This window comes from Pseudomonas putida (assembly GCF_028682455.1).
In the GTDB taxonomy this organism is placed as follows: domain Bacteria; phylum Pseudomonadota; class Gammaproteobacteria; order Pseudomonadales; family Pseudomonadaceae; genus Aquipseudomonas; species Aquipseudomonas putida_AA.
Genome location: NZ_JANHLD010000005.1, coordinates 161,460 through 184,714 on the forward strand (window position 1 = coordinate 161,460; position 23,255 = coordinate 184,714).

The following is a 23,255-nucleotide window of genomic DNA, read 5'->3' on the forward strand; positions in this document are numbered from 1 at the left end:
TGTCAGGCTTGACGCTGGTGCTTGTCGATCTGCTCGTGACGCTCTTGAGCTTCGATGCAGTACTTGGTGGTCGGGCTGATCAGCAGGCGCTTCAGGCCGATCGGCTCACCGCTGTCGTCACACCAGCCGAAGCTCTCGTCGGCGATACGGCCCAGCGCCATCTCCAGTTGCGGCAGCAAACGCTGATCACGTTCGATCGCGTTGACCAACCAGTGGCGCTCTTCTTCGACCGAGGCGGCGTCGGCAGGATCGGCAGGCGTATCCAGGCTTTCGATGGTTACACGGCTTTGCTCGATGCGCTCATGGGTCTCAACCTTCATCGACTGCAGCAGCGCGGTGAAGTAAGCCAGTTGCTCAGCGTTCATGTAGTCATCGGCCGGCATGGCCAGCAACTTTTCCTTTGTCATTGATTTCTCTATAAAAAATACGTGCATTAAGGCGAATCGGGTGCTCCTGGCGAACAACTCGCCAGCAGCGGAATTCTTCAAGCACCATCCGGCACTCAATTTACAGGGGGCGGCAGTCTACGGCCGAGATTCGCACTGGGCAACAGGAATGACGGTGCAATTGACCGAAAAGGCCCACAAGTGCTTCCCCTGGCGCGGGTTTATAACAAAAAAACCACCTGCGCGGCGCTTTCCTGGGGACAAACGGTGTATTGGCGACAAAAAGCTTGTAACAAATTCTCGCGTGCCACTATCAGTGCGTTTGCTTCAACCGAGCAACTGGCTCAACACCGCACGCAACTTGCCTGGCTTCACCGGTTTGTTCAGCAACGGTGCGCCGAGGCGTTGCATGGCCCGGCGACTCTGCTCGCTGCGATCCGCCGTGATCATCACGGCGGCGATGCGCTGACCAAAATAACCGCGCAGGTCACGCACCACCTCGCACCCGGTCACCCCGTGATCGAGGTGAAAATCCGCCAGGATCAGCTCCGGTGCCCGCCCCGCAAGTACCGCCAATGCTTCGCTATAGTCGGCCGCAGTGACCACCTCGCACCCCCACTGCTGCAGCAGCGCTGCCATGCTTTGCTGGATACTCGACTCGTTGTCGAGTACCAACAGGCGTCGCCCCGGCAATGGGTCGCCGAGGGCGGTGTGCGCCAGGGCCGTCGCGGCAGGAACGTGCGGCAGGTGTGCCGACAACGGCACCTCGATGCTGAACACCGAGCCACAGCCCGGCCAGGAACGCACCTGTACTCGATACTCGAGAATGCGCGCAATGCGCTCGACGATGGCCAGGCCCAGCCCCACCCCCTTGCGGTCGGCGGCGCGCCCCACGTCCAGCTGGTTGAACTCGAGGAAAATCGATTGCAGGCGATCCGCAGCAATACCGCGCCCGGTATCCCAGACCTCCAGCCGCACATGTTCGCCCTGGCGGCGGGCACCGAGCAGAATCTGCCCCTGCTCGGTGTAGCGGCAGGCGTTGCTGATAAAGTTGCGCAAAATCCGCGTCAACAGGCGCAGATCGGTACGCACGGCCAAGCGGCCGCTGCGCACCCGCAAGCCCAGGCCGGCAGCCTCGGCCACTGGCTGGAACTCCGAGGCCAGGGGCGCCAGCACTTCGTCCAGGCTGTAGAGGTCAAGGTCCGGCTTGATCGCGGCCTGATCCAGCCGGGAGATATCCAGCAGGTCGGTCAGCAAGTCTTCGGCACCTTCCAGCGCCTGGTGCGCGCGCTCGACCAACTGCTGCTCGGCACCGGGCAAACGGCGCTCGCGCAGCGTGGAAATCAGCAGCCGCGCCGCATTGAGGGGTTGCAACAGATCATGACTGGCGGCGGCCAGGTACTTGTCCTTGCTGCGATTGGCCGCCTGGGCGGCGTCACGCGCCTCGATCAGTTCGTTGGTGCGCTCCGCGACCCGTTGTTCCAGTTGATCGTTGAGCTGCTGCAGACGTTGCTGGGCCAGTTTGCGCTCGGTGATATCGGCCACGAAGCCTTCCACCACGCCCGGCTCGTCGGGGCGCAACAGCAGGTTCATCAGCACGTCGATATGGCTGCCGTCACGCCGGCGCAACTGGGTCTCATACCCGAGCAGCGCTTGTTCGCGTTGCAACGACTGGGCGATGGCCAGCAGCTCGTCCTGGCCTCCGGCAAACAGGTGGCTGGCCAGGTCCCGGCGCGAGAGCAGCAGCGCAGGTGCATCGGGGTAGCCCAGCATGCGTGCCAGCGCCGGGTTGGCAGCGCGCATGCCATCGACAAGGCTGGCCTGGAAAATCCCGTGCACGGCATGCTCGAACAGCCACTTGTAGCGATTGCGCTCGGCTTCCAGTTCCTCCAGGCGTACCGCCAACTCCGGATAATGACTTTTGCGTACGGTGTGATTGCTCAGCCCCAACAGCCCGGCCAGGGCATCACCCTGTGGGTCAGAGGGCCTCGCCATACACCACCTCGACATCGCGCTGGCTCGAGCTGCGCGGGTTGGTGAGGATGCAGGGGTCGTGCATGGCGTGCTGCGACAAGAACGGAATGTCCGTCGTCCCTACCCCATGCAGGCTCAAGGTTTCATGGAAGCCAACCGCATGCTTGAGGGCGATCAGGTGCTCGACCAGGCGCTGGCTGATCTGCTTGTGGTTGAGGCCACGACAGTCGATGCCCAAGGTCTGTGCGATGACTTTGAAGCGATCGGGCGCGGCGCTGTAGTTGAAGGCCACCACGTGCTCGACCAGCACCGCGTTGCACAGCCCATGCGGCAAGTCGAGAAACCCGCCCAGGCTATGGGACATGGCATGCACCGCACCGAGAATCGCATTGGAAAACGCGAGCCCGGCCTGCATGCTGCCGAGCATGATTTTTTCCCGCAGGGCGATATCGCCCGGGTTGGCGATCATCTCCACCAGGTTACCGTTGATCAGGCGCATGGCTTCCAGGGCATGAGGGTCGGTCAAGGGGCCATGGCCGGTGGATACGAATGCCTCGATGGCGTGGACCAGCGCGTCGATGCCGGTACAGGCCGACAAGAACGGGTCCATGCTCAGAGTGGTCTGCGGGTCGATCAACGACACATCGGGCACCACCGCCTTGCTGACGATGGAAAACTTCATTCGCTCCTGTTGGTTGGAGATGATCACGAACTGAGATACGTCGGCTGATGTGCCGGCGGTGGTGGGGATGAGGATCAAGGGGGGGCTGGGCACGCGGATAGTGTCAACGCCTTCGAACTCGAGAATGTGCCGACCATGGGCCACCACGATGCCGATGCCCTTGGCACAGTCCATCGGGCTGCCACCGCCGACAGCGACGATCACGTCGCATTGCTCGCTGCGATAGCGCTCGGAGCCGCTCATCACCTCTTCGACCCGAGGATTGGGCGAGACGTCGGTGTACAGACAGTAGTCGATCCCCTGCCCTTGCAGGCTGGCCTCGATATCGGCGACCCAGCCAGCGGCGATCACGCCCGGGTCGCTGACCAGCAGTACCTTGCGCGCGCCGAAGGTTCTGGCGTAGTTGGCCACATGATGTCGGCAACCGGCGCCAAAGATGATTTCCGGGGAAACGAATTTGCGCAACTGGCTCAATTTCGGGCTCATGCGACGCCTGTATTGTTGTTGTAGTCGTAAGCGCCAGCCTACTGCATCCGGGTATGAATGCAATCAGGCCCAAAGGGCCTGAAACGACAACGCCGGCTACTGCAAGCAGCAACCGGCGCCAGAGGGATCAACGATTGGCGAAGTACATCGTCACTTCAAATCCGATTCGCAGATCAGTGAACGCAGGCTTTTTCCACATAGGTCCATCCTCGTCTGGCACCACAGGATTGCGGTGCTTCTATTAATACACCGTTGCCGGTGCGGGTCGAATGCTACTTTGGAAGCGATTTGGTACAGCTACCCGGACGATCAGAAGAACCCCAGCGGATTGATGTCGTAACTGACCAGCAGGTTCTTGGTCTGCTGGTAGTGATCGAGCATCATCTTGTGGGTCTCGCGACCGACCCCGGATTTCTTGTAGCCACCGAACGCGGCATGGGCCGGGTACAGGTGGTAGCAGTTTGTCCACACGCGGCCCGCCTTGATGCCGCGGCCCATGCGGTAGGCGCGGTTGATGTCACGGGTCCACACACCGGCGCCCAACCCGAACTCGGTGTCGTTGGCGATGGCCAGCGCCTCGGCCTCGTCCTTGAAGGTGGTCACGCCTACCACCGGCCCGAAGATCTCCTCCTGGAACACGCGCATCTGGTTATGCCCCTTGAGCAGGGTCGGCTGGATGTAATAGCCGGTGGCCAGGTCACCGCTCAAGCGCTCGCTGTCGCCACCGGCCAGTACTTGCGCGCCCTCCTCCCTGGCGATCTGCAGGTAGGAAAGAATCTTGTCGTATTGCTGTTCAGAGGCTTGGGCACCCACCATGGTCTCGGTATCCAGGGGGTTGCCGCGCTTGATCTGGGCGATCTTCTTCAGCACCTGTTCCATGAACGGCTCGTAGATCGACTCCTGCACCAGGGCCCGTGACGGGCACGTACAGACCTCCCCCTGGTTGAAGAACGCCAGCACCAGGCCTTCGGCAGCTTTCTCGATGAACGCAGGTTCGGCCTGCATGATGTCGTCGAAGAAAATGTTTGGCGATTTGCCACCCAGTTCCACCGTGGACGGGATGATGTTCTCGGCCGCGCACTTGAGAATGTGCGACCCCACCGGGGTCGAGCCGGTGAAGGCGATCTTGGCGATGCGCTTGCTGGTCGCCAGGGCTTCACCCGCTTCGCGACCATAGCCCTGCACGATGTTCAGCACCCCCGCCGGCAGCAGGTCGCCCACCAACTCGGCGAACACAGTGATCGACAGCGGCGTCTGCTCGGCCGGCTTGAGCACCACGCAGTTGCCGGCGGCCAGGGCCGGGGCCAGTTTCCAGGCTGCCATCAGCAGCGGGAAGTTCCACGGAATGATTTGCCCGACCACACCGAGCGGCTCGTGGAAATGGTACGCCGCAGTCAGCTCGTTGATTTCGGCGGCACTGCCTTCCTGGGCGCGGATGCAGCCGGCAAAGTAGCGAAAGTGATCGGCGGCCAGCGGCACATCGGCATTGAGTGTCTCGCGAATGGCCTTGCCGTTGTCCCAGGTTTCGCTGATGGCCAATACCTCCAGGTGTTCCTCGATACGGTCGGCAATCTTCAGCAAGATCCGCGAACGCTCTTGCACCGAGGTACGCCCCCAGGCATCGGCAGCAGCATGGGCAGCGTCCAGGGCCCGCTCGATGTCGTCAGCATTGGAGCGCGGAAACTCGGCAATCGGCTGGCCATTGACCGGAGAACTGTTGGTGAAGTACTGGCCACTGAGCGGTGCGACGAATTCACCCCCGATGTAGTTGCCATAACGTGACTTGAAGTGGGCGATTGCATCCGGCGTACCGGGGGCTGCGTAGATCATGATGGGACCTCTGCTGATCGAGACCTGTCGCAACGACAGGCAGTGACTCGATCTTAGTCAGCGAGGCGGGCAGCACGAATCGGCCCTTGGCAGGGAACGGCTAGTCATTTGGTAGTAAGGAAAAGACCGGGGTGGCGAGCAGCCCTTGCTCGCCACCCCGGCGAACACACTAGAGATTCAGGAACAAGGCACGGGCAGATGCCAGATCGATCTGACTACGGTAGACCTGGATCACCACCTGGTTGTTCTGCTCCTTCTTGACCTGATACTGCCCGCCACTGAACCGCTGTTCACGGGTTTTAAGGTGCGCTGCGGTGAAATCGCTGCTCTGCGTCTCCAAACTCGCATAGTGGAAGTGGGCAAACCACAGGGGCTGGCCGGCCTTGTCGCTGATCACGTACTCCTGCAGATAATCCTGGGGGAATCCTTTGCGCCGGGCACTCGGCTCGCGCCCCTTGGTCCGGGCAATACTGATCTCGCCCTGTGCCTTGAGGTAGGCAACACGGCTGACCGTAGGAGGTTGCACTTTGGCGATGGTGATGCGCAGCTCACGGCCGAGCTCGCGCATTGCGGTCGCTTTGTCGCTCAAGGCCTTGGCCTCGATCGCCGCATCATGCCCGCTGGTGGCACGGTCGACCTCGTTCTGCACCGTCAGGGCCTCTTCGATATCCTGGGCCAGTGCTTCCAGTGGGCCTGCTTGCTGCACCAGGATCTCCTCCATCTCCACCCCAATGCTTGCCGTCCTGGCTTGGCTGCGGGCCCGCTGCATCTGCCGTTCCGCTGTGCTCAACAACTTGCCGGCACGCTTGAGCAGATTGCCAAGGCTTGCTCGCGTAGCTGGCGGTACTTCGGGCGCGACAACCGGCTGCCATACGCCTGCTTCGGTGGTTTCCTCATAACGTGCCAGCTCCGTGTTCTCGAGCGGGTCAAGCACAACCACTGTATCCGGTTTACCGCCAGACCCTTTGCGCCGCTGGCCGACCACACTGCCCCGATTACGGGTCTTGATCACCGTATGCTTGCCTGTCCCTGGCAAGGCCGGTTCATCGCCCGATTGCATCCGAATGTGCTGCGCCAGCTCGGTCTCGGCCTCTTGCAACAACGTTTGCAGCGTGCGGATGTACACCTCGATGGGCGACTTGACGGCCTCGACCCGGCCCCCTGCCTGATAACTGCGCGCGTCCTCCAGGGCAACGGCAAAGTTGCGCGCGCTGCCATCCAGCACATCGATTCGCTCCTGCTGGGTGAACGAGGTATCTCCATCGAGGGTACCCTGCATCTGCAAGCCAACGCATGCCGATTTCACTGAGTCTCTCAACTGCCAACTATCTACCTGATCCACCTCCAGGATCAGGACACCCTGCATAGTTAGATCACTGGACTGCCAGTGTCTGTAGGTAGCGCTCTTGCTGATCTGCTTGTCGATTTCACTGGCCAGCGAAGGCCCGTCCGGGAATAAATCACCCAATTGCCGACGTACATCGCGGATGGCTTCGAAATGCCCAAGGACCTCATCAATGATGGTTTTACCACGTCGACACAGCGCCATGAGCTGACCATGCCTGAGCGCATCATGGTCCACCGCGCCTTGCTGCCCCTGATGCGAACCTTTGCCGTCACGCAGGGCCCGGGCAAGCTTCATGGTGTCCCTGAACTGCAAGCGCAACACATGCACGAGCTGGACTTGAGTGCCCGCCAGCTCAAATAGGTTGCTCGCTCGGGCCCGACTGAAGTTGACCTGACTCTTCAATTGATTCAGTGCCATGAAGCTTTCGTCGGCCTGGGTCAACCGCCGGCAGTGTGCACGCATATTGTCGATGTAGCGCTGTAGCGTCTCGGCACTGGGGTGTTCGTCGAGGACCAACTGGGCCTGGTCCTGCTCCAACTGCGCAAGCGCCCCATCGTGCTCGAGGGAAAGGTCAGCCAACACCCGTTCCAACGCGGATACCCGCTGCCTGTTCGCCTCGCGCATTTGCTCGATGCGACGATTGAGCGGCATGCCTGCGCGTAACCGCAAGCCAAGGTCGAAGACCCAGATACCCGGAGAGGTTTGACGCAACCAGGGCCCGAGCTGCCCTTGCGCACCGACGACCCGTGTTCCTTCGTCATTGATGATGACTTCGTACACGCTTCCCTCCACGCTCACCCACAGACGCTCAGCATGCAAGTACAACCCTTGTCGAGGCCCGCGGGGAAACGGTTGACCAAGTTGAGCCAACCTCCAACCAGCCTTCAGCGGCGTCAGTGCTTCACGCTGAGCCAGGCTCAAGCGCTGATTGGCAGACGCCCAAGTGAAGTCCAGGCCATCCAGTATCGCGCCGGAAGGCGAACTCATCGCATGCCCGGAAGTGGTATCGATACTGGGCAGCGGCAACAACGAAGCACCGGCCTCCAGCGGGCGTGCCGGGGCACTTGACATCGCTGGCTCGGTCCTGAATGCGAACAGAGCCGCTGCAACATTGAAAAGCAGTTCGGCCAGCCGCTCACACTCATTCTCATCTTGCTGCACAGCACTTTGATGACTGGCAAACATCTGCACCATCCAGGCCGAAACAGTCACCAGACCATTGAAAAAGGGCAGCAACGTGTTGAACATCTGCCAGCCGAACTCTTCATAAGCCAGCCAGCGGTTCTCGCTATTGGACACCGACTGGGACTCGGCCCGGGCCACCAACTCCTTCGCACTGGAAATGTAGAGATGCTCAAGGATGTTGTCGCAAAGGGCCGTCTCCCCCAACGTGGCGGGTGCCGGCACTTCGATCGGCGAGAACTCCGAGCCAGGTAGAAAACGCACGATGTGCGGCTGCTCAAAGCCACCCCTGGCATAGATCGGATGCACCTTTTCATCCAGGCGTGACAGCACGTCATCATGCAACTCCCCTACATCGCACAGTGCCTCGAAGAAGGCCTGACAGCTGGTGAATTCACGCAACGGCTGACGATGCAAGGGTCGGTACAACACACAAGGCCCACTGCCGCCCACCCGGTCATCGATCAAATACGTATTGAGGGCGACATCCGCCTTGGCGCCTGCACGGCGCAGGAACGACAACGGCCGCATCCGCGCCAGCGCAGGGGCGCCGGGCACAGGGTCAAAGACAGCCTTCACCAACTTGACGCCACGGGAGGTAAAACCGTTTGATTTGCGCAGGTACTGTTCCAGGGCCAGCAGTGGCAATTGCACCCGCACCTGATCAATGAACAACGCCTGACGCGCCACGCGGGCCGGTGCATCGTCCAGCAGTTTCTGGCGTAGCAAATCCGGGTACACCTTGCCCAGGTCCAGGCGACTCACCAAGCTTTCAAGATAGTGGCGCGTCAGCCAATCGGGCACAGTACCGCCTGCGCGCAGGTGCACCATTACCTTACCGGCCCGCAATACCGAGAGGTTTTCGAGCGCAAGCTGCACCAGGCTAAAGCGCACTTCCTTGATCGAGCCGACGGGGAACAGCGTGTCACCGATGCCGGCCCCCGCCGCATTCACCTGCTCGTTGACCACCTCCACGTCCTCCAGATCCAATGCCGACGCTTGTGGGTGATCGGCCAGAATCGCGGCGTGTACCGCACCTCTGGCGTACTCGATAATCTCCGGTATGTCATACAAGAACGATTTCCCCGCACTTCGCCGCTGCACACCGGCCAACCGCACCAGGCCATTGGCGTAGGCACGGCGATCGACGTCCGCGCTCTGCTGCAGCCACGCTGGCAACTGGCTCTGGTACAGCTCCCGGAGCTGGCGTTGATTGACCTCGCAGATTTCGATCAGTGACGAGGCTTCATCCAGGTCCTGCTCCAACGACTGCGCCCGAGGGGAATCGGCACCAAGGGACGCCTGGGCAATACGGTCGATCAACAACAACTGTTGCTCGAACAGCATTGTCGCCTGGGCCTGGAACATCGGCCAGGGGGTCCTGTGCAGGCTCAACCTGAAAAAAGGTACGTGTGGCCGCCGCCCACGCAGCAGAGTCGTGACCAGCGCCAGGCGAGAATCGAAACGATACAATCGGCCCGCCAGGGTATAGACCAGCACCACCGTGCGCTGCTTCTCGGGTAACGGCCGCTCGATCACCAGCGCGCTGGCCAATTCCGGATCCAGCCCCCATCTGATCATTGCATCGAGATTCAGCAGCCAAACCTCGCTGTCTTTCATGTTCGCCCATTCCGCGCGCTGCGCCTCCTCAGGGAACGCCGCCATCGCCTTCGCCGTGGCTGCCTCCAGAGGGTCCAGGGCACCGGCACTGAGTTCAAGATCGGCAGCCCTGACAAACTCGTCGTGCAAATATTTCACCAGCCATGCCCATGGGCTGCTTGCCTGACCCCTGCCATTGCTCCAGAAAGCGGTCAGGGCGCTCTTGTACTCTTCGAGCAGGAACGGCCCGCACTCGTTGAGCAACGTCTCGACGGCATGCAGGTCAACGTCAGCGGCACGCGGGGTGAGAGAATTGAGGTCGGTGCTCAGCACATCGATGCCGGCACCGAGATTGAAGTTGGATGCCTGGCAATAGCGACCGATCAAGGCGTCGGCCAGGCTGTACAGGTGCCAGCCCTGTGTGGGCAATGCCCGGTACAGCGTTAGCGTGGAAGGAACAGGTCCGCCGATTTGGCGCTCACGCCATTGCTGCTCGATTACCTGGACGGCGACCTCACGCAGCGAGGGTCGAAGGGCGAAGTGCCGGGCAATCGGGCCGCAGAGCGTGGCACTCAGGGCCATCTGGCCGAGGGGGGATGGGTTCAGTGTCATGAGCAAGCTTCCTGTTGCTGAAAGGAAGCTGCATTTCACTACCGCCCACCCTCGCCCAGGTGGTACATGCTGCTAGATTCAGCGGTCCTTGAACTGCGCCTCGCGCTTGGCGATGAACGCAGCCATGCCCTCTTTCTGGTCTTCGGTGGCGAAGGCGGCATGGAACACCCGGCGCTCGAATCGCACGCCTTCGGCGAGGTTGACTTCAAAGGCGCGGTTGACGCTCTCCTTGACCATCATGGTCATCGGGATCGACTTGCTGGCGATGGTGGCAGCCACTTTCAGCGCTTCTTCAAGGAGTTCCGCCTGCGGTACCACACGTGCCACCAGGCCTGCGCGCTCGGCCTCTTCGGCGCCCATCAGGCGGCCGCTCAGGCACAGCTCCATGGCCTTGGCCTTACCCACCGCGCGGGTCAGGCGCTGGGTGCCGCCCATGCCTGGCAGCACGCCGAGGTTGATCTCGGGCTGGCCGAACTTGGCATTGTCGCCCGCGAGGATGAAGTCGCACATCATGGCCAGCTCGCAACCGCCCCCAAGGGCAAAGCCGGACACGGCCGCGATAATCGGCTTGCGACGATTGGCGATGCGGTCGGCATCGCTGAACAGGTCATCGACGTAGATCTGCGGGTAGCGCAGGTCGGCCATTTCCTTGATGTCGGCGCCCGCGGCGAAGGCCTTGGCCGACCCTGTCAGCACCACGCAACCGATGTTCGGGTCAGCTTCGAGCTGGTCCAGCGCCTGGTTGATCTCGCCAACGATCTGCGCATTGAGCGCATTGAGCGCCTGCGGGCGGTTGAGGGTGATCAGGCCGACCTTGCCGTGGATGTCCAACAGAATGGTTTCGAAACTCATGCAAGCTGCTCCCTTCAAAGATTGCGCGCAATGACCATGCGCTGAATATCGCTGGTGCCTTCATAAATCTGGCAGACCCGCACATCGCGGTAGATGCGCTCCAGCGGAAAGTCACTCAGATAGCCATAACCGCCCAGTGTCTGCAAGGCATCCGAACAGACCTTTTCGGCCATTTCCGAGGCAAAAAGCTTGGCCATCGAGGCTTCGACCAGCGCCGGACGCCCGGCATCACGCAGTGCAGCGGCATGCTGGACCATCTGCCGGGCCACGGCGACGCGGGTGGCCATGTCGGCCAGGCGAAATGCCACGGCCTGGTGCTCGATCAGCGGCTTGCCGAAGCTCTGGCGCTCGCGGGCATAGTCACGCGCCACTTCGAAGGCAGCGCGGGCCATGCCCACCGATTGCGAAGCGATACCGATACGCCCGCCCTCGAGGTTGGCCAGGGCGATCTTGTAGCCTTCGCCTTCCTCGCCCAGACGGTTGGCCACCGGCACACGCACGTCATCGAAAACGATCTGGCAGGTGTCGGAGGCATGCTGGCCGAGCTTGTCTTCCACTCGCGCTACCTGGTAGCCCGGCGAGTCGGTCGGCACGATAAAGGCACTGATACCGCGCTTGCCGGCTGCAGGGTCGGTGACGGCGAACACGATCACCACCCCGGCGTTCTGGCCGGAGGTGATGAACTGCTTGCAGCCATTGAGCACGTAGTGATCGCCGTCGCGCCGGGCCCGGGTCTTCAGGCTGCTGGCATCGGAGCCGGCCTGGGGTTCGGTGAGGGCGAAAGCACCGAGCATCTGGCCGCTGGCCAGCGGCACGAGAAACTGCTGCTTCTGCGCGTCGCTGCCAAACTTGAGGATCGGCACACACCCCACCGAGTTGTGCACGCTCATGATGGTCGAGCAGGCGCCGTCGCCCGCCGCGATCTCTTCGAGGGCCATGGCATAGGCTACATAGCCGGTATCGCTACCGCCCCACTGCTCCGGCACCAGCATGCCGAACAGGCCCAGCTCGGCCATCTCGGCGATGGCTTCCTTGGGGAAGCGGTGCTCGCGGTCCCACTGTTCGGCGAACGGGCGCAGCCGTTCCTGGGCGAATTGGCGGACCGCGTCACTGATTTGCTGTTGTTCGTCGTTAACTAGCATGGTGCACCTCAGTACAGACACTCGACGGCCATGGCCGTGGCTTCACCGCCGCCGATGCAGATGGCAGCCACACCGCGGTGCAGGCCTTTCTGGCGAAGGGCGGCAAGCAATGTGACAAGAATGCGCGCGCCCGAGGCGCCGATCGGATGGCCCAGGGCGCACGCCCCGCCGTGGATGTTGACCTTGTCGTGGGGCAGGTCCAGGTGCTTCATTGCCGCCAGGGTGACCACGGCGAAGGCTTCATTGATTTCGAACAGATCGACCTCGGCCAGGTTCCAGCCGGTACGCTTGAGCAGCTTGTCGATGGCGCCGATCGGCGCGGTGGGGAACAGGGCCGGGGTGTCTGCGAACGCAGCATGGCCATGAATCACCGCCAATGGCTTGAGCCCCTGTTTTTCGGCCTGGGAGCGGCGCATCAGCACCAGCGCCGCGGCACCGTCGGAGATGGAGCTGGAGTTGGCCGCGGTGACGCTGCCGCCGTCACGGAAGGCCGGCTTGAGTTGTGGGATCTTGTCCAGGCGGGCCTTGGGCGGTTGCTCGTCGTCGCTGATCAGGCGCTGCTCTTTACCCACGGTCACTTGCACCGGAACGATCTCGCTGGCGAAGCTGCCATCCTTGATCGCCTGCTGCGCACGGGTCAGCGAAGCGATGGCGAAATCATCCTGCTGCTGACGGGTGAAGCCATTGTGCTCGGCGCAGTCCTCGGCAAAGGTGCCCATCAGGCGGCCCTTGTCGTAGGCATCCTCCAAGCCGTCGAAGAACATGTGGTCGATGATTTTGCCGTGGCCCATGCGGTAGCCGCTGCGAGCCTTGTCCAGCAGGTAGGGGGCGTTGGACATGCTCTCCATTCCACCGGCCACCACCACATCGGCGCTGCCGGCCAGCAGCAGGTCGTGGGCCATGATGGCTGCCTGCATGCCAGAGCCGCACATCTTGTTCAGGGTGGTGCAGGTGGTGCTCTTGTTCAGGCCTGCGCCCAGGGCAGCCTGGCGCGCGGGTGCCTGACCGAGGCCAGCCGGCAGTACGCAGCCGAACAGCACCTGTTCGACGCTGTCCGGTGTCACCCCGGCACGCTCGACGGCGGCGCGGATGGCGGCGGCGCCCAGTTGCGGCGCGGTGAGGCTTTTCAGGTCGCCCTGCAAGCCGCCCATGGGCGTGCGCACGGCACTGACAATAACGATCGGATCGTTGGCAAGGGTCATGATGTTCCGTCCTCCTGCAATTATTTGGCGGCCATGCGCAAGGCGCCGTCGAGACGGATCACCTCGCCATTGAGCATGCTGTTTTCCATGATGTGGCGAGCCAGTGCCGCATATTCCTGCGGGCGGCCCAGGCGCGGCGGGAACGGCACGCCAGCAGCCAGTGAGTCGCGCACTTCCTGGGTCATGCCGGCCATCATCGGGGTTTCGAAAATACCCGGGGCGATGGTCATGACGCGAATGCCGAAGCGCGCCAGTTCGCGTGCGGCGGGCAAGGTCAGGCTGGCGATGGCGCCCTTGGAGGCGGCGTAGGCTGCCTGGCCGATCTGGCCGTCGTAGGCGGCAATCGAGGCGGTGTTGATGATCACCCCACGCTCGCCTTCGCTGCTGGCCTCGCCTTCGGCCATGGCCGCGGCGGCCAGTCGCAGCAGGTTGAAGCTGCCGATCAGGTTGACGTTGATCACCCGGCTGAAGCTGTCCAGGCCATGCGGGCCGTTCTTGCCCAGCACCTTCTCGGCGCCGACGATACCGGCGCAGTTGATCAGACCGTGCAGGCTGCCGAACGCAGTCACTGCGGCATCGACCGCGGCCTTGGCGGCGTCTTCCTGGCTGATGTCGGCAACCACGAAGCGTGCCTTGGGACCCAACGCTTGTGCCTTAGCGGCAACCGCCTGGGCATTGAGGTCGACCAGCATCACCTGGGCGCCGGCCTCGATGAGCATCTGGGCGGTAGCAGCGCCCAGGCCCGAGGCCCCGCCGCTGACGATAAAGTTCTTGTTGGCAATCTGCATGATGATCGTTCCTCAGGCGCTGGCGGTCTGGGCCAGCGCGGCTTGTTGTTTGGCGATTTCCTGATTGCGCAGGATGAAGCGCTGCAGCTTGCCGCTCGGGGTCTTGGGCAGCTCGCCGACGAATTCGATTTCCCGTGGGTAGGCATGGGCGTAGAGGCGCTGGCGCACGTGCTGTTTCAGCTCTTCAGCCAACGCTTCGCTGGGCTGCCGGCCGGTGGCCAGCACCACGAAGGCCTTGATCAGCTCGGTACGTTCCGGGTCCGGTTTGCCGACCACGGCCGCCTCGATGACCGCCGGGTGCTCGATCAATGCGCTCTCGACATCGAAAGGCCCCACCCGGTAACCGGACGTGGTGATCACATCGTCGCTGCGACCGACAAAGCTGATGCTGCCATCGGTGTTGAGCTCGACGGTGTCGCCGCTGAGGTAGTACTTGCCGACGAAGGACTTGGTCGGCAGACCATGGTAGCCACCGAACCAGCACAGCGGTGACTGCTCGCGGTCCACCGCCAGAATGCCCGGCTGCCCCGCTGGCAACTCGCTGTGCTGCTCATCGAGTACCACGATGCGATGCCCGGGAATGGCAAAGCCGGCCGACCCCAGGTGTACCGGATGTTCCAGGCCGTGATGGTTGCACAACACCATGCCCAGTTCGGTCTGGCCGTAATGGTCGTGGATGGTCACGTCCAGCTCGTCGGCGAACCAGCGGATCACTTCCGGGTTCAGCGGCTCGCCGGCGCTGCTGACCACCCGCAGGCGACCTTTGATCGGCGCACTGAACTCACTACCGGCGGCGATCAGCAAGCGGTAGGCCGTGGGCGACCCGGCCAGGTTGCTGATGGCGTATTTGTTGATCACCCGACAGGTACTTTCGACACTGAACGGTCCGTCGAAAAAGGTCGTCGCGTGCCCCAGCGCCAGCGGGCCGGTGACCGCGTAATAAAGACCGTAGGCCCAGCCTGGGTCGGCCAGGTTCCAGAAGTTGTCCTCGGGGCGCAGGTCGATGGCATCGCGCATGTAGCCCTGGAACGCGACAATCGCCCGCAGCGGCACTTCCAGTGGCTTGGCAGGGCCGGTGGTACCTGAGGTGAACATCAGGAGAAACGGTGCATCGCACCCCAGCAGCACGGGCTCGCAGTCCGTGCTGGCGGCATTGAGGGCGGTATGGAAATCCAGGTCGGTGGAGCTTGCCTGCGCATTGACGCAGATGATCGTCGGGCAGCCGTGCACGTCATCGAGCTTGCTGCGGTTGAGCGGCTCGGTCACCACCACTTTCGCCCCGGACTGCTCCAGGCGGTGCTCGATGGCCTTGGGCCCGAACGCGGTGAACAGGGGTTGGTAGACCGCACCCAGGCGCCAGGTGGCAAGGACCGTGACCAGCAGTTCTACGGTGCGCGGCATCAAGCCTGCAACCCGATCGCCGGCGCCGACGCCCTGGCTCTTGAGCACGTTGGCCAGACGTGCGGCAGCCTCTTGCAACTGCTCGAAGCTGTACTGCGCGCTGTTGCCATCGCGGCTTTCACAGTTCAGTGCTATGCGGTTGTCACCGACATGCCGGTCACAGCACTCGACACAGGCATTGAGTGCTTCCAGGCTGCCCTGCAGTACAGTTGCAGCGGTCTGCTGGTAGTTGAAACCTTTCGCTGCGCCGCGGTAATCACGCATCGCCAGACTCCTCGTTTTTTATTGTTGGAATAAAACGAATGATCTGGAGATAGTCGCGCTAGAGCCGGGGCGCGACAATGGCCAAAGCTGTCAATCTGGATGACTGGTTTGGCGTTCGCCGTGGCCTTGTCCGATCAACGTGCGGTAATGGCCCGGATTGCAGCCGTACCATTTGCGAAAGGCCTTGTAGAAGGAACTGCTGTCGGCAAAGCCCAGGCGGTCGGCAATTTCGGCAAAGCTCACCTGGTCCTCGGCCAGCCAGGCAATCGCCAGTTCCTTGCGCACACTGTCCTTGAGGCCTTGGTAGGTCTGGCCCTCTTCGGCCAGGCGGCGGCGCAGGGTCGAGGCCGAAATGCACAACTGCTGGGCCTGGCCTTCAGTCTCGGGCCACTCGCCCGCCGGCACTTGGCGCAGCGATGCCTTGATGCGCCGGGCCAGGCTCGAAGGGTCGCGGTACTTGACCAGAATGTTGCCAGGCGCCTCGGCAAGGAACCGTTGCAGCTCCTCCGGGGTGCGTTTGAGCGGCAGGTCCAGGCAGTCGGCGGCAAAGATCATGCGCGTGCGTGGACGGCCGAACTGCAGGTTCTCCGAGAACATCACCCGGTAATCGTCGCAGAACGGCGGCTCATCGCAGCGCAGCTCGATGGCCAGGATCGGAATGCGTCGACCGGCCAGCCAGCAGGCCACACCGTGGACGATCATCCAGAAGGTGAAGTAGGTAAAGGGCCGGCGTGGCGTCTCCTGGGGCTCGCCGATGACGATTTCGGCCAGGCTCTGCTGGCGCACCAGCACCGGTTGCAGGTGCTCGAGCATCAGCCCCAGGAACGCCAGGGCGGTTTCGAGCGCCGCACCCAGGGAGGGCTGGGTCATCGACGAACGGCACAGAAACGCCAGGCTGCCGGTGCGCAGCCCGCGCGGGTCCATGCAGAAGAATTCATCGTGGCAACGACGTGCCAACAGGCGCCAGAGCTCTGCATAGGCACTGGCCGGTACGCGGGCGTCGGCCTCGTGCAACTGCGTCGGGTCAATGCCGACGCGACTGAGCATGGCCTGGCTGGGTGCGCCTGGGGCGCAACTTTGCAACAGCGCCTCGCGCACCAGTTGCATGGAGATGGTGTCTTTCTCCGCCATCAGCAGTCGTTCGCCTTGCCTGTCATTGTTTGAGCGCCATCTTAGGGACACGCCCGGAAAATACCAGCCTTGCTTCACGCCGTGGTGGCAAGGCTCAGGAACGCCTGGATCAGGCGCAGTTCACGGCGCCGCTCGAGGCAGCCGATCATGTGCCGGTTGGCCAGGCCCGGGCCGGCCATGGGCCGGGCGACCACCCGTGGGTCATGGCTGATTTCAACCGAGGAGACAATGCCGATACCCAACTCTGCCGCCACCGCCTCGGTCACCGCCTCCCGGCTGTCCAGCTCGAGCAATACCCGTGGCTGCACCTGGGCCTCGCTGCACGCCTGGTCGAAGGTGCGCCGGGTGATCGAACTGGGCTCGCGCAACACCATGATCTGCTGGTTCAGCGCACTGATCTGCAAGGCCCAGGGCTCCCGGGCCCAGGGGTGGCTCGACGGTAGCAAGGCGCAGATCCGCGAGTCGCCAAGGCTTTGCAGGTGCAGGCCCTTGCGTGGCTCCACTTCCGTCATTACCGCCACATCGGCATGTTCGGACAGCAATGCAGCCAGGGTTTCCTGAGCATTGCCCAGGCGCAGGTTGACGGTGACGCCCGGGTAGCGCGCGCGCAATTTAGCCAGCATCGGCATGACTCGGTGCGGGCCGTCGGCGGCCACCTCCAGGCGCCCGGTCAGCAACTGGCGATTGGCCTCGAGCATGGCCTGGGCTTCTTCGGCCAGGCCGAACATCGCCCGGGTGATCGCCGCCAGGCGAATCCCCTCCTCGGTCAGCTCGACCCGACGCGCGGTACGCCGCAGCAGGGTGATCTGATAGTGCTCCTCCAGTGCCTTGATATGCCCGGTGACCGCCGGCTGGCTGATGAAGAGGCGGCTGGCCGCACGGGTAAAGCTGCCCTCGCGGGCGACGGCATCGAAAGCGCGGAGCTGGAACAGGTTCATATCTATCGGCCTGACTTATGGCTGGCATAACAACAAACAATTTGATTGATGACGCTCAGAATTGCAACTTAGGCCCCGTAGATTCAGCCCACCGCTTGTGAGGACCACCGGAATGAGTAACGCCCCGATCCTGCTGACCCCCGGCCCCCTGACCACCTCTGCCCGTACCCGCCAAGCAATGATGGTGGACTGGGGCTCCTGGGACCGTGACTTCAACGAACTGACCGCCAGCCTGTGCGAGCAACTGCTGGCCATCGTCAGCGGCGCCGACAGTCACCACTGCGTTCCCCTGCAAGGCAGCGGCACGTTTGCGGTGGAAGCCGCCATCGGCACCCTGGTGCCGCGTGACGGCAAGGTCCTGGTGTTGATCAATGGCGCCTACGGCCAGCGCCTGGCAAAGATCTGCAAGGTACTGGGCCGCGCCTACAGCACCTTCGAAACCGCCGAAGACGAACCGACCACGGCAGCCGACGTCGACCGCCTGCTGGCCGCCGACAACAGCATCACTCACGTGGCGCTGATCCATTGCGAGACCAGCACCGGCATCCTCAACCCGCTGCCAGAAATTGCCCAGGTCATTGCCCGTCACGGCAAGCGCTTGATCATCGACGCCATGAGCTCCTTCGGCGCCTTGCCGATCGACGCCCGCGAAGTACCGTTCGATGCCCTTATCGCCGCCTCCGGCAAATGCCTGGAAGGTGTACCCGGCATGGGCTTCGTGTTTGCCAATAAAGGCTCGCTGGCCGCCGCCGAAGGCAACTCGCCGTCGCTGGCCATGGACCTGCAGGACCAGCACGCCTATATGGCCAAGACCGGCCAGTGGCGCTTCACCCCACCGACCCACGTGGTGGCGGCGCTGCATGAAGCCCTGCTGCAGTACAACGAAGAAGGTGGCCTGCCGGCCCGTCACCAACGCTACGCCAGCAACTGCAAGGCCCTGCTCGACGGCATGGCCGCCATTGGCCTGCGCAGCTTCCTGCCCGCCGAAATCCAGGCCCCGATCATCGTCACCTTCCACGCCCCGAAAGACCCGCGCTACCAGTTCAAGGATTTCTACGAACGCGTCAAGGCCAAGGGTTTCATCCTTTATCCCGGCAAGCTGACCCAGGTCGAAACCTTCCGCGTCGGCTGCATCGGCTGCGTCGGCCCGGACGGCATGCAAGCGGCGGTCAATGCCGTGGCCGAGGTGCTGCGTGAAATGGAAGTGCTGGAAATCTGAAGTCTGCCCTTTACCTGACCTGCGAACCGACCCGCTAAAGGAACTCTTTACATGAACTACAGCAACCCGACTCAACTGCAAGCCGCCATCCTCGACTGGGCCGGCACCGTGGTCGACTTTGGCTCCTTTGCCCCGACCCAGATCTTTGTCGAGGCCTTCGCCGAGTTCGACGTCGAAGTCTCCATCGAAGAAGCCCGCGGCCCGATGGGCATGGGCAAGTGGGACCACATCCGCACCCTGTGCGACCAACCGCAAATTGCCGAACGCTATCGCAAGGTATTCGGCCGGACCCCGACCGACGACGATGTCACCGCCATTTACAACCGCTTCATGCCGCTGCAGATCGAGAAGATCGCCGTGCACTCGGCGCTGATCCCGGGCGCTCTGGACACCTTGACAGGCCTGCGCAGCGAAGGCCTGAAAATCGGCTCTTGCTCCGGTTACCCGAAAGTGGTGATGGACAAGGTCGTGGAGCTGGCCGCGCAGAACGGCTACGTAGCCGACCATGTGGTTGCCACCGATGAGACCCCCAACGGTCGTCCGTGGCCGGCCCAGGCCCTGGCCAACGTGATCGCCCTGGGCATCGACGATGTAGCTGCCTGCGTGAAGGTCGACGACACGGTGCCGGGCATTCTCGAAGGCCGCCGTGCCGGCATGTGGACCGTGGCACTGGTGTGCTCGGGCAATGCCCTGGGCCTGACCTACGAAGGGTATCGCGCCCTGGCTTCGGACAAACTCGACAGCGAGCGCAAGCGTATTCACGCCCTGTTCGAAGGCTCGCGCCCGCACTACTTGATCGACACCATCAATGAACTGCCGGAGGTGATTGCCGATATCAACCGTCGCCTGGCCAAAGGTGAGATGCCGCAGGCGGTGTAAAGCGCCTGGGTTACCTGCCGCAAACGCCAGAAGCCGAGGTCAATGCCTCGGCTTCTGGCGTTTTCAGCGCAACGGCGTCGAACCACTCACCCCTGGTGACGTTCGACCCACGCCGCATATTTGTCGATAACAGTCTGCAGGAACGGCCGGACTTTCTCCGAGAGCTTGCCGCTGTCATCGAACAGCGTCGCAGCCCCACCGATATAGGCCTCGGGCTGCTGCATGCAGGGCACATCGAGGAACACCAGCGACTGGCGCAGATGATGGTTGGCACCAAAACCGCCCACCGCCCCCGGCGACACACTGATCACCGCCCCCGGCTTGCCGCTCCAGGCGCTTTGGCCATAGGGTCGCGACCCCACGTCAATGGCGTTTTTCAGTACGCCCGGCACCGAGCGGTTGTACTCCGGCGTCACGAACAGTACCGCATCGCTGTTGCGGATCTGCTCGCGGAAGGTCTTGTAGGCAGCCGGTGGGTCGACATCGATGTCTTCGTTATAAAGCGGCAGGTCGCCGATTTCGACGATTGTCAACTTGAGATTCGAGGGCGCAAGCTCTGCCAGCGCACGGGCGACCTTGCGATTGTAGGACTCCTTGCGCAAGCTGCCGACGACAACGGCAACCGAATACACCTGGCTCATGGCAATTTCCTGACGTGAAAGGTATAGGAAGTTGTAGGTATAGATGATCCCATCCGGTACTGAAGTTTTTTTCCCAGTAGGCAAAACTTACCCGGCAAAACAGTGGTCTATGCCTGACAGATTCTTACTTCTTCAGAGGTTGCACGGTAAATGACAGCAGTACTGGTCGGACAGTTTCATGCACGGGACGCAGAAGGCCGCATCTATCCCGTCCATGAGTTTCAGGAAGCCACCCTCGAATCCGACGGTAGTGCCGCATCCCTGCCTATCACTACCTATAAGTTGGCCATCGGCGACCGGGTCAACCACCTGGGCGAAGATCGGTTCGAGCTGGCCCGCACGGGCGTAGAGATCATCCGCATTCCCTGAACGGCTTCAGGCCTTGATGCAATCGACGGTATAGACCCGCCCCTGCTCGAGGGTCTCGTGCTGCAGGCCATGCACGTCGGCGACAAAACCCGGAAACCCCGTGTCGAAGGCTGCCGCGAAGGCCAGGTAGTCGATGATCGCGTGGGTTGCCTCGGTAAAACGCTCGCCAGGCATGATCAACGGGATACCCGGAGGATAAGGCACCAGCATCACCGCACTGATACGCCCCAGCAGTTGATCGATCGGTACGGCCTCCACTTCGGCGCGTACCAGTTTGTCGTAGGCATCGGCGGGTTTCATCACCACGTCTGGCAAGCGGGTGAACAGGCGCTTGAGCTGCTTGGCAGTGGCGTTGCTGCGGTAACAGGCGTGCAGTTGGTCACACAGATCACGCAGGCCCAGGCCCTGGTAGCGCACAGGGTCGAGCCGGGCGACGCAGGGCAGGCAATCGAGCAGGTCGATGTTGGCGTCATAACTGCGCTTGAACTCCAGGAGCTCGGTCAGCAAGGTGCTCCACTTGCCCTTGGTGATGCCCATGGAAAACAACACCAGGAAGGTGTAGAGCCCGGTTTTCTCCACCACCAGCCCCCGTTCCCAGAGAAACTTGCTGACCACCGCCGCCGGAATACCGTGCTCACTCAAGGCCCCGCCAGCATTGAGACCGGGCATCACCAGGGTGACCTTGATCGGGTCGAGCAGCACGTAGTCATCGCCGACATCACCAAAACCGTGCCACTCGGCCTGCGGTTGCAACAGCCAGTCCTGGGTGTGTACCTGCTGCGCACCCTCGACCTGCGGGGGTTGCCAGATACTGAACCACCAGTCATCGGCGGCCAGGTGCTCGCGCAGCTTGGCCATCGCCCGGCGAAAGCCCAGTGCCTCGTCGAACATTTCCTGCAGCAGCGAACGACCGGCCGGGCCTTCCATCATCGTCGACGCTACATCCAGGGAGGCCAGGATGCTGTATTGCGGCGAGGTCGAGATATGCATCATGAAGGCCTCGTTGAAGCGGTCGCGGTCCAGTTGCCGGGCGCCCCCGTCCTGCACATGGATCATCGAGGCCTGGCTGAAGGCTGCCAGCAGCTTGTGGGTCGAGTGGGTACTGAACACCAGCGGGCTGTCGGCGCTGCGCGAGGTGCCCATGGCAAATCGACCGGCAAAGAACTCGTGAAAGGCCGCATAGGCATACCAGGCTTCATCGAAATGCAGCACTTCGACGCTATTGCCGAGTGTCTGCTTGATCAACTCGGCGTTGTAGCACAGGCCGTCATAGGTGGAATTGGTCACCACCGCCATCTTGACCTTGGCATTGCGCCCCTTGGCCAGCGGATTGTCCTGGATCTTGGCGCGTATCGACGCGGGACTGAACTCGCTCAGGGGGATGGGCCCGATGATGCCCAGCTCGTTGCGCTCCGGGCACAGGTACAAGGGAATGGCACCAGTCATGATGATCGCGTGCACCACCGACTTGTGACAGTTGCGGTCCACCAATACCAGGTCGTCGCGCCCGACCATCGAATGCCAGACGATCTTGTTGGCGGTCGAGGTGCCATTGATCACGAAGAAGGTGTGATCCGCACCAAAATTCTTTGCCGCCCGGGCTTCGGCTGCCGCCAAGGGACCGGTGTGGTCGAGCAGCGAACCCAGTTCGGGCACCGATACCGACAAGTCCGAGCGCAACGTGTTTTCACCAAAGAACTGATGGAACGCCAGCCCCACCGGGCTTTTGCGGTAGGCCACGCCGCCACCGTGTCCCGGCGTATGCCACGAGTAGTTGGATTGCGCGGTGTGTTGCACCAGCGCCTTGAAGAACGGCGGCAGCAACCCGTCCAGATACGTGTGCGCTGCGCGCGCAACCTGGCGGGCCAAGAACGGTACGGTGTCTTCGAACAGGTAAAGGATGCCGCGCAGCTGGTTCAGCTCGCTCATGACATCGGCAGGGGCGTTTTCCAGTGTCACCTGCTCGCCCAGCGCGAAGATCGGCAAGTGCGGCGCGCGCAGCCGCGCCAGGCGGATCAGGTCGACCAGATTTTGCAAGAGATGGGTGTTTTCACCGGCGCCTTCGGCGGCGATCAACATGCAGGCAAGGCCGTGATGGCTGGAAACAACCTGCCGGCCTTCGGCGTAGTCGGTGGCGGCAAGAATGGTGAAGCCGTCCTGGGCCAGCTCCTGGGCAATACCGCGTACTCGTTCGCCCGCGACCGTATCGGCCTTGATATCGCGGTGAACGATCAGGACAGGAAACTTGAGGTCCTTGTACATGAGGGGGCGCCTGCTGCGAATGACGGTCGGTCATTTCAGGGTAGAAGCTGGCTCGCCCCCTTGCGCGA

General features: G+C 62.4%; 18 protein-coding genes. 3 read left to right on the top strand and 15 right to left on the bottom strand.

Annotated features, from left to right (window positions below; translation table 11 throughout):
• Positions 1–2: 2 nt before the first annotated feature.
• The 13 genes from NPS58_RS27710 to NPS58_RS27770 all read right to left on the bottom strand — a co-directional run bounded on the left by NPS58_RS27710 (position 3) and on the right by NPS58_RS27770 (position 17,817).
• Positions 3–407 carry a TraR/DksA family transcriptional regulator gene (locus NPS58_RS27710; RefSeq protein ID WP_028945272.1) on the bottom strand — a complete coding sequence of 135 codons (405 nt, stop codon included), beginning with the start codon at positions 405–407 and terminating at the stop codon, positions 3–5.
• Positions 408–713: 306 nt separating this feature from the next.
• Positions 714–2,381, bottom strand: coding sequence for a PAS domain-containing hybrid sensor histidine kinase/response regulator (locus NPS58_RS27715; RefSeq protein WP_274118392.1), 1,668 nt, complete (start codon positions 2,379–2,381; stop codon positions 714–716).
• The gene (gene ercA / locus NPS58_RS27720) at positions 2,365–3,528 is read right to left on the bottom strand and encodes an alcohol dehydrogenase-like regulatory protein ErcA (RefSeq protein ID WP_274118393.1); all 1,164 of its coding nucleotides are present in this window, start codon (positions 3,526–3,528) and stop codon (positions 2,365–2,367) included. Before ercA ends, NPS58_RS27715 begins: the two co-directional genes overlap by 17 nt.
• A 127-nt stretch (positions 3,529–3,655) precedes the next feature.
• The gene (gene pqqA / locus NPS58_RS27725) at positions 3,656–3,727 is read right to left on the bottom strand and encodes a pyrroloquinoline quinone precursor peptide PqqA (RefSeq protein WP_009394664.1); all 72 of its coding nucleotides are present in this window, start codon (positions 3,725–3,727) and stop codon (positions 3,656–3,658) included.
• A gap of 110 nt (positions 3,728–3,837) precedes the next feature.
• Positions 3,838–5,358: an acetaldehyde dehydrogenase ExaC gene (exaC, locus tag NPS58_RS27730; protein WP_274118394.1), complete on the bottom strand. Its 1,521-nt coding sequence runs from the start codon at positions 5,356–5,358 to the stop codon at positions 3,838–3,840.
• A gap of 169 nt (positions 5,359–5,527) precedes the next feature.
• On the bottom strand, positions 5,528–10,099 hold the full coding sequence (locus NPS58_RS27735) for a dermonecrotic toxin domain-containing protein (protein ID WP_274118395.1): 4,572 nt from the start codon (positions 10,097–10,099) through the stop codon (positions 5,528–5,530).
• Positions 10,100–10,177: 78 nt separating this feature from the next.
• Complete coding sequence (locus NPS58_RS27740) at positions 10,178–10,951, bottom strand: enoyl-CoA hydratase (RefSeq protein WP_123568331.1); 774 nt, start codon at positions 10,949–10,951, stop codon at positions 10,178–10,180.
• Positions 10,952–10,965: 14 nt separating this feature from the next.
• On the bottom strand, positions 10,966–12,093 hold the full coding sequence (locus tag NPS58_RS27745) for an acyl-CoA dehydrogenase (protein WP_274118396.1): 1,128 nt from the start codon (positions 12,091–12,093) through the stop codon (positions 10,966–10,968).
• Between the two features lie 8 nt (positions 12,094–12,101).
• A complete protein-coding gene (locus NPS58_RS27750; RefSeq protein ID WP_274118397.1) occupies positions 12,102–13,295 on the bottom strand; it encodes an acetyl-CoA C-acyltransferase in 1,194 nt (397 codons plus the stop codon).
• Between the two features lie 20 nt (positions 13,296–13,315).
• The gene (locus NPS58_RS27755) at positions 13,316–14,083 is read right to left on the bottom strand and encodes an SDR family NAD(P)-dependent oxidoreductase (protein ID WP_274118398.1); all 768 of its coding nucleotides are present in this window, start codon (positions 14,081–14,083) and stop codon (positions 13,316–13,318) included.
• A gap of 12 nt (positions 14,084–14,095) precedes the next feature.
• Entirely contained in the window at positions 14,096–15,748 is a 1,653-nt protein-coding gene (locus NPS58_RS27760; RefSeq protein WP_274118399.1) for an acyl-CoA synthetase, read from the bottom strand.
• A 90-nt stretch (positions 15,749–15,838) separates the two neighbouring features.
• A complete protein-coding gene (locus NPS58_RS27765; RefSeq protein ID WP_274118400.1) occupies positions 15,839–16,879 on the bottom strand; it encodes an AraC family transcriptional regulator in 1,041 nt (346 codons plus the stop codon).
• Between the two features lie 74 nt (positions 16,880–16,953).
• Positions 16,954–17,817 (bottom strand): LysR substrate-binding domain-containing protein, encoded by an 864-nt coding sequence (locus tag NPS58_RS27770; RefSeq protein WP_274118401.1) that lies wholly within the window; start codon positions 17,815–17,817, stop codon positions 16,954–16,956.
• A gap of 112 nt (positions 17,818–17,929) precedes the next feature.
• Between NPS58_RS27770 and NPS58_RS27775 the strand changes: the two genes are divergently transcribed.
• On the top strand, positions 17,930–19,036 hold the full coding sequence (locus NPS58_RS27775) for a 2-aminoethylphosphonate--pyruvate transaminase (protein ID WP_274118402.1): 1,107 nt from the start codon (positions 17,930–17,932) through the stop codon (positions 19,034–19,036).
• 51 nt (positions 19,037–19,087) lie between these two features.
• Entirely contained in the window at positions 19,088–19,915 is an 828-nt protein-coding gene (gene phnX / locus NPS58_RS27780; protein ID WP_274118403.1) for a phosphonoacetaldehyde hydrolase, read from the top strand.
• Between the two features lie 86 nt (positions 19,916–20,001).
• Here phnX and NPS58_RS27785 read toward each other — a convergent pair whose 3' ends face one another.
• Entirely contained in the window at positions 20,002–20,556 is a 555-nt protein-coding gene (locus NPS58_RS27785; RefSeq protein WP_274118404.1) for an NADPH-dependent FMN reductase, read from the bottom strand.
• A gap of 150 nt (positions 20,557–20,706) precedes the next feature.
• On the opposite strand from NPS58_RS27785, the gene NPS58_RS27790 reads away from it, so the two are divergent.
• Complete coding sequence (locus NPS58_RS27790) at positions 20,707–20,925, top strand: hypothetical protein (RefSeq protein WP_274118405.1); 219 nt, start codon at positions 20,707–20,709, stop codon at positions 20,923–20,925.
• A gap of 6 nt (positions 20,926–20,931) precedes the next feature.
• Here NPS58_RS27790 and NPS58_RS27795 read toward each other — a convergent pair whose 3' ends face one another.
• The gene (locus NPS58_RS27795; protein ID WP_274118406.1) at positions 20,932–23,187 is read right to left on the bottom strand and encodes an arginine/lysine/ornithine decarboxylase; all 2,256 of its coding nucleotides are present in this window, start codon (positions 23,185–23,187) and stop codon (positions 20,932–20,934) included.
• Between the last annotated feature and the right edge of the window lie 68 nt (positions 23,188–23,255).